The sequence below is a fragment of the Moorena sp. SIO4G3 genome (genome assembly GCF_010692305.1).
In the GTDB taxonomy this organism is placed as follows: domain Bacteria; phylum Cyanobacteriota; class Cyanobacteriia; order Cyanobacteriales; family Coleofasciculaceae; genus Moorena; species Moorena producens_A.
In genome coordinates, this window is record NZ_JAAHIG010000414.1 from 1 (window position 1) to 7,440 (window position 7,440).

Annotated in this window: 6 protein-coding genes and 1 pseudogene; 6 read left to right on the top strand and 1 reads right to left on the bottom strand. The window is 43.4% G+C overall.

All coding sequences use genetic code 11. The annotated features are described in order from the left end of the window. From F6J99_RS38415 to F6J99_RS38435, 5 genes and pseudogenes are all read left to right on the top strand, one after another. A pseudogene (locus F6J99_RS38415) lies at window positions 1–269 on the top strand (sugar ABC transporter substrate-binding protein); the annotation flags it as partial. A gap of 541 nt (window positions 270–810) precedes the next feature. Next, entirely contained in the window at window positions 811–3,063 is a 2,253-nt protein-coding gene (locus F6J99_RS38420; RefSeq protein WP_293121218.1) for a polysaccharide biosynthesis tyrosine autokinase, read from the top strand. Between the two features lie 288 nt (window positions 3,064–3,351). Next, window positions 3,352–3,522: a hypothetical protein gene (locus F6J99_RS38425; RefSeq protein ID WP_293121220.1), complete on the top strand. Its 171-nt coding sequence runs from the start codon at window positions 3,352–3,354 to the stop codon at window positions 3,520–3,522. Window positions 3,523–3,524: 2 nt separating this feature from the next. Beyond that, window positions 3,525–4,892 carry a metallophosphoesterase gene (locus tag F6J99_RS38430; protein WP_293121222.1) on the top strand — a complete coding sequence of 456 codons (1,368 nt, stop codon included), beginning with the start codon at window positions 3,525–3,527 and terminating at the stop codon, window positions 4,890–4,892. Between the two features lie 494 nt (window positions 4,893–5,386). Further along, the gene (locus F6J99_RS38435; protein WP_293121224.1) at window positions 5,387–5,899 is read left to right on the top strand and encodes a hypothetical protein; all 513 of its coding nucleotides are present in this window, start codon (window positions 5,387–5,389) and stop codon (window positions 5,897–5,899) included. Window positions 5,900–5,930: 31 nt separating this feature from the next. Here the strand turns inward: F6J99_RS38435 and F6J99_RS38440 are convergent, their stop codons facing one another. Continuing rightward, entirely contained in the window at window positions 5,931–6,053 is a 123-nt protein-coding gene (locus F6J99_RS38440; RefSeq protein ID WP_293121226.1) for a hypothetical protein, read from the bottom strand. A 411-nt stretch (window positions 6,054–6,464) separates the two neighbouring features. Here F6J99_RS38440 and F6J99_RS38445 point away from each other — a divergent pair, with 411 nt between their 5' ends. Continuing rightward, complete coding sequence (locus F6J99_RS38445) at window positions 6,465–7,322, top strand: transposase (RefSeq protein WP_293121228.1); 858 nt, start codon at window positions 6,465–6,467, stop codon at window positions 7,320–7,322. Window positions 7,323–7,440: the final 118 nt, after the last annotated feature.

A 7,440-nucleotide genomic window follows, 5' to 3' on the forward strand; every position in this document is an offset into this window, starting at 1 on the left:
TTGAAGCGTTGCTTTCGGTGGGGGGATTTAATGAGCGCTCAGAAGAAGTGGTGGAGCTAATTCGTTTTAATCCTGATGGTAGCCTAACCCGACGGGAAATCGAAGTCAATTTAAAGCAAGGACTTAATGACGAAACTAACCCTCTGCTATGGAACAACGATATTATCCTTGCTGGTCGCTCCCGTTCCGCCAGAATCACTGATACCCTCTCCAATATTCTCGGCCCAGTTTTACAAATTGTGCCTGCCTTACGTTTGTTGTTGGATTAGTATAGCGAGGGAACAGGGAACAGGGAATAGGGAATAGGGAATAGGGAATAGGGAATAGGGAGCAGGGAGCAGGGAGCAGGGAGCAGAAAATTTTTATTATTTATAGGTTAAACTTTTTTTTATTAACACTTAATTAGAGCGTTTTTCATAACTATAAGGTAAGCATTCAGAATTCAGCATTCAGCTATTAGCTATCAGTTATCAGCTGATACCAAATCCTGTTTCCATACCACCCTTATCCCCATAATCCTATATTCATGTCATCAAAAGATTTGGTGGATTTTTATAAAGGGGTTTTGACAATCGGATTGGGTATTATGCACTACGGGCACGCTATTTGAATAAAATAAGCTGACGGCTGACAACTGACGGCTGAATGCTTACACTATAAGCTACACAGTATTTTTCCCTACTCCCTACTCCCTACTCCCTACTTCTGACTTCTGACTTCTGACTTCTAACTTCTGACTTGCGCTACCAACCAACTCTTATCTAGTCAACTTTTATAGCATCTCTTTAATTAAACTGAAAATAAAACGCAATGATTAATAACATTTCTCCCTCTCCTCTGCCAGTTGCCAGTAATAACGGTAACTTTCCCCCTTTACCTCAAGGGTCACCATGGTTAGAACCAGACGATAGTGAATGGGATTTGCGCCTTTGGCTTACGGTGCTGGAACGGCGAGGACTAGTCATTGTCGGGGTAGCAGTGACAGGAATGTCCTTCATCATCCCGCAAACTTTAAATCAGGAGCCAATTTACCAAAGCAAATTTCAGATTTTAGTAGAGCCGGTTAATGCTGACAATGACTTAGGGAATTTCACGTCTTTTTTAGGAGACCAAGACCTTAAATCTGGTTTAGACTACGAAACCCAAATTCAAGTTCTGCGTAGTCCTGAGCTAATGGAAAAAGTGCTCGCAGAACTCCAGAAACCCTATCCCGAAATTGATTATGATTCCTTAATGAAGGATTTAACAATCACTCGCTTAGGGGAAACTAAGATTTTAGAAATCAGTTACCAGGGAAAAGATCAGGATCAGATCCTGACTGTTTTAGACCAATTAGCCAAGGTATACCTGGAGTACTCCCTGGAAGAGCGCCAGACTAACTTAAAGCTAGGGATTCAATTCGTTGAAAACCAGTTACCATCCTTACAAACCAGGGTAAATCAACTCCAAAACCAATTACAAATCTTTCGAGAGCGATATCAGTTTACTGACCCCGAAAGCCAAGCTCAACTAATCGCTTCTCAAATGACCACCTTGAAGCAGCAAAATTTAGCCCTTGAACAAGAATTAGTTCAAGCCCGTTCCTATCTTGGTTCTCTACAAGACGAAACGGGAGCCTTGGCGGCTCTTGGTGAGGCTCCACTCTATCAGCAAATCATTGGTCAGTTAAGAACTGTAGAAACCCAAATCGCTGGGGAATTAACTCGCTTCCAACCCCAAAGCACGGCGATTCAACTTCTCCAAACTCAACGGCAAAACCTCCTCCCAATCCTAGAGCAAGAAGCAGAGCGAGTTTTAAACTCCAAATTCGCAGAAGGTGTAACTGAGGTACAAAGGCTTGAAACCCAACGTCAAACCTTATTAGTCGCCCAACAACAGCTAGACCAACAGGCTCAACAAATACCTGCTTTAGTCAGACGATACACCGACTTACAGCGAGAAATACAAATTGCTACGGAGGGGTTAAACCGTTTTCGCTCTACCAAGGAAACCTTGCGAATTCAAGCTGCCCAAACCGAGATTCCTTGGGAAGTCATTGAAGCCCCAGTTCGGGCAGAGAATCCCATCTCTCCTAATATCCCACGTAATCTAACCTTGGGAGCTGTAGCTACTATTCTAGTAGGCATTGGTTTTGCTTTGGTTTTAGAACGATTAGATAACATTTATCACACTCTCGACGAACTAAAACAACAAACCAAACTGCCTGTGTTAGGGACTATCCCTATTAATAAAAAACTACCAGGAGCCCCAAGTACTAATTCCTTAGAAAAAGTAGGACGTTTCTTCTCTAAACCGTTTACCTGGATAATACCAGGTTTCAGGAAAAAATTAACCGCTTACAGCTATGGTGGGGACGCCCAATTTTCACACTTTTTGGAAGCCATACGAGTACTCAATACCAATATTCAATTACTGAGTTCAGACCGCCCAATCCATTCTGTGGCCATCAGTTCATCTATGCCTGGGGATGGTAAGTCAACCATTGCGCTTTTCCTGGCTCAAACAGCCGCAGCCATGGGAAAAAAGGTGTTACTAGTGGATGCGGATATGCGTAAACCCCAAGTTCATACCAGATTGCAATTACCCAACGAGTTGGGATTAAGTAATTTAATTGCTCAAACCCGATCCCCTGAACAGGTAATTAAGGACGAGTTACCTATACCTGGCTTATCAGTCCTCACCGCAGGCAAAATTCCTCCAGACCCTACCAAACTACTCTCTTCCGAGAAAATGAAAGGATTGATCAAATATTTTGAGGATATATTCGACCTGGTGATTTATGATACTCCCCCAGTTTTGGGATTAGCAGATACTACCTTGCTTACTCCTAAAACCGATGGATTGATTCTGGTAACTCGCATTGAAAAAACAGACCGCTCTGCTCTGACCCAAGCTCTTGATAATCTGAGACTGTCTCGAGTTAACGTTTTAGGGATTGTTGCTAATGGTGTTCAAGGTGACGCTAATAGCCCTTACAGTTACTACAAATATGGTTACGGAAACAATCACAAAGAACAGGATTGGGAGGAGGAAGAGAAAGTTCCATCGACATTGTCCAAGTAAAAGGGAATCGGGAATCGGGAATCGGGAGTAGGGAGTAGGGAGTAGGGAGTAGGGAGTAGGGAGTAGGTAGTAGGGAGTAGGGAGCAGGGAGTAGGGAGCAGGGAGCATTTCAGGTAAGTTATTGATTATTAAAAATTAAGAATTTAAGTTTATATTTTTTGGATTAAATTAAACTTAAAATCATCATAAATAAAGGGTTATGCTTGATCAGCAATTTTATAAAAATTATAGTTAATATATAGCGGTTTTAATTAAAGCTCTTGCCAAAGTATTTTCCTGATACTATTTTTGTTAATTTTTGTCCACTGCTCCCTGTTCCCAGATCCGCTGTTCCCAGATCCGCTGTTCCCAGATCCGCTGTTCCCTACTCCCTACTCCCTACTCCCTACTCCCTATTCCCTACTCCCTACTCCCTACTCCCTACTCCCTAAAATCCCAAATCTACCTCACCTATTTTAAACATGCTATATGACCCACCTATTGCTACTAAAATTGCCACCATCAACCAGTGCTTATGGTGGGGTAATCCTAGAATTATCAACGAGGGAATTGACCAAACTCAGTTAGTCCTTGATGATGGTGAAAATGAACGTCCAGACTTTTCCTTTCTAGTGATTGGAGATACGGATTCAGATACGGAATATGGACGGAAGCTGCAAACACAAATCGCTCAAGAATTACGGGAGCACATTGATACTTGTCGCTTTACCTTACACACAGGGGATCTGGTTTATCCCTTTGGGTCTGGTGAGTTTTATTTGGAGAAATTTATTACATTCTACCGAGAGGTTTTCGGTATTAGGAGTCCTGTCAAGAAAACTGACACTACTCGACTAGTCTTTAATCACCCGATTTTCCCTGTACCAGGAAATCATGATTACTATGACCTAACGTTTTTGCCCAGATTATTGGCTCAGTTAAGTTTACCTCTACGCCGTTGGTTAAAATCTAAGTTAGGGTTGACCCTAGGTTGGGAGAGTTCTTACCAAGGCAAAGCCTATGCTCACGCTTTTCTTGATTGTTTGAATCAGCCTCACAAGCGCCGTAATTTAGCTGAGTACCTCAACCAACACTATACGGCCAAGACCGAAACCGGAAGATGCCTGCGCTACCAACCTGGTCACTTTACCCGCCTACCCAATCGCTACTATACCTTTAGATATGGCGGCATTGACTTTTTTGCCCTTGATTCCAATACCTTTTGTAGTTCTGACTCTTCCTCTAAACCTAAGGCTGGTCCTGACCGAGAGCAACTAGACTGGTTACAGCAACGGTTAATTGATTCTTGGCATGATCCTCAGGTAAGGGGACGAGTGATCTATCTTCATCACTCTCCCTATTCAACGGAAACAACCCGATGGGAGCAGCCAGATGCGATCGCAGTTCGTGGCCATTTACGCCAAGTATTGGATCAGGTGGCTGCTGCTATTGGTTCCCTACCCGAAAAACGGCCACTGGTAGATTTAATCTTAAGTGGACACGCCCATTGCTTTGAGCATTTGCGTACCTTTGATACTAAACATGCTGACTCCCATTTAAATTGGCTGGTCTGTGGCGGAAGTGGTGCTAGTTTGCGGCATCAGCGCAAAGATGGGGTTGAAGTGATGGAAATTAGTGGGGGAGGTTATGTTCAAATGGTGGCGCGATCGCTTTTATTTATCGGGCGCAAAGGTAAAGGCAGAACAGCCCGCTCTACTCATACGTTCCTACGGATTGATGTACATAACGGTGTGCCCCCTAAGTTTGTAATTCGGCCATTTATAGTTGAGAAACTCAAGAATAAGTGGAGTAGTAGTGCTATCAAACCCTTTGTGATCCAGAATCTATAGAAGTTCTTAATGGGGTGAGGTAAAAAGTCTTGGGTTTTTTTTAGGGAACAGGGAACAGGGAACAGGGAACAGGGAGCAGGGACTTCGGAGCAGGGAGCAGGGACTTCGGATGCAGCGCGGTCAAAGGTAGTCAGTGCCGCCAAAGGTTCTTCCCATAAGGCTTACAGCGATGCAGCGCGGTCTTGGGAAGGCAGCGCGGTCTTGGGGGTTCCCCCCGGAGACGAAACCTTAGATAGTGGAGCCTTTATAGTTAGCAGGTTATGCAGAAAAGGGTTAAATATTTGTTAATAAGGCTCCACTATCTTACGGTAACTTCAAACCATGAGCGACTGCCGTGGTTTCCCCCATGAGCGACTGCATCAAGAAAGGTGCTTCCGCAGGTGACCCACATAGCCCTTACCCATCTCCCCATCTCCCCATCTCCCCATCTCCCTATCTCTTTATCCTATAGTGTTACTATTTAAGTCATTGATAGTCATAGGCCATAACAACAAATGAGTAAACTGCGCAACATACTAATGGGTGCTGGTATAGCAGCAGTCGGTGCGGTCGGAACTAAAATGGCTGTGGATTATTTCCGCAACCGTGATCAAGAAGAAGAGAGGGACGAAAGTGAAGGTGATGCAGAAGCTACCTCTCCCCAAGAAGTTGCCTACGCTATCGTACAAGACAGTTCTGTGCAAAACTTCTTGGATGTTAGCTTTGGAGCTCCTGGTCGTTATGTCCCCACTCGTGCGCCTAAAGTATTCGACTATCAAGATCAACAATATATGGTCATTTGGGCTTACGACAATCAGAAAGAAAAAAACCAAATGTTGGCATTCATCTATACCGATGAGGGTCGTAAGATGGTGGCTAGCGTGGGATATACTGCTGACGCAACGGATTACAATATCAATTTAGACAGCACACCTTTCGCTGTTGAAGTGAATGGGGAACAAATTACCTCCGGTCAAAGTGAAACTGACGGAGCTGATGAAGTGGATTTTGTCCTAGCTGGTAGTTAAATCGGATTTTTGATTGGATAATCTCTGAATACTAAAAGCGATCGCGTATCCCGATAGATAAGCGATCGCTTTTAGTTAGCGATGCAGGTACACAGTACACAGATAAAGAGGATTTTTTCCCACTCCCTACTCCCGTCTTGATGCAGTCGCTCATGGGGGGAACCCCCTTTGGCGGCGCTGCATCGCTACTCCCTACTCCCTACTCCCTAAAACCCAGAACGAAAGTACTGACCCAATTGAAAACAGAGAAATAACAAGGGAGAGTTAGCCACCTAATTTATTGGGTGGCCGGGGAGCGTACCGGGATTCCCATACGGCTATCGTGTCATGGAAGCTGTTTTGTCCTCCCTAGGGTTTCCAGGAACTCAGAAAGGCTTAAACCAGAATCTTTAGCCATTTCTTTTAATCCATTCCAAGCCGTCTCTGTAGTCATGACACTATAGGATTTTTTTCGCACACCATGTCAACTCGGTCTTCCAACTTTTAGCTTAGTTTTTTATAACATTTGCTTGACCCCTTAATTTCTAGGCTATATAATTAGAATAGCCTAAAATATCGATAGAATATGTACGGTTGTCAGCAACATTTAATAGCTACGACACCTGAAAACCAAGGGGTTATAGAATTCATCTGTTCAGAAGCAAATAAGTTGACCAATTGCGGGTTATATTATTGCCGTCAAATGCTATTCAAAACTGGCAAATACCTCAATAATTCCGAGTTGGACAAAATAATGAAAACCAACATTCACTTCAAGGCAATGAGATCCGCTTGTGCCCAACAAACATTACACGGAGTTATTGAGTCTTTTAAATCTTACAAAGCCCTCAAGAAGTTATATGACAAAGGGCAATTAGCGGATAAACCTAGAGTTCCGAAGTACCGCCAGAAGGGAGGTCTGGCTGTAGTTAGTTATCCCGCTCGGTGGGTGAAGTTAGTAAAAGGCCAACTCAAGTTTACTTTAGGAAAGCAGATCAAAGCCTGGTTTGGTATTGACCACTTTTTACTACCAATGCCATCTAATATCGATTTCAAATCAATCAAGGAATATCGCTTTGTCCCAAGGAATGGTTGCTTTTACCTGGAATTTGTATATGAAAGACCAAGCCCTGAACCAGTGCTACAGACGAACAATGTCCTAGGCATAGATCCAGGTCTCAATAACTGGCTAACTTGTGTCTCTAACTTGGGAAAGTCTTTCATTATAGATGGCAAAAAAGTTAAGTCACAAAACCAGTGGTACAACAAACGTGTAGCTGCGATCAAGAAAGGAAAATCTCAAGACTACTGGGATGAGCGATTGGCTTCTTTGACCGAGAAGCGCAATCGGCAAATGCGTGACAACGTGAACAAGGTGGCTAGATTTATTATTAATTGGTGTCAAAGAAACCAAATTAGTACAATAGTCTTTGGCTGGGTGTGATTCGTTGGCTAGAAACCTTAACCTGAAAAGGATAGAGGGGGATTAGCCGCAAGGAACAAAACCTTGACAACTTGATCACCTTACAGGTGCAAAACCTGTCCTCCCGAAACTGGAGTGA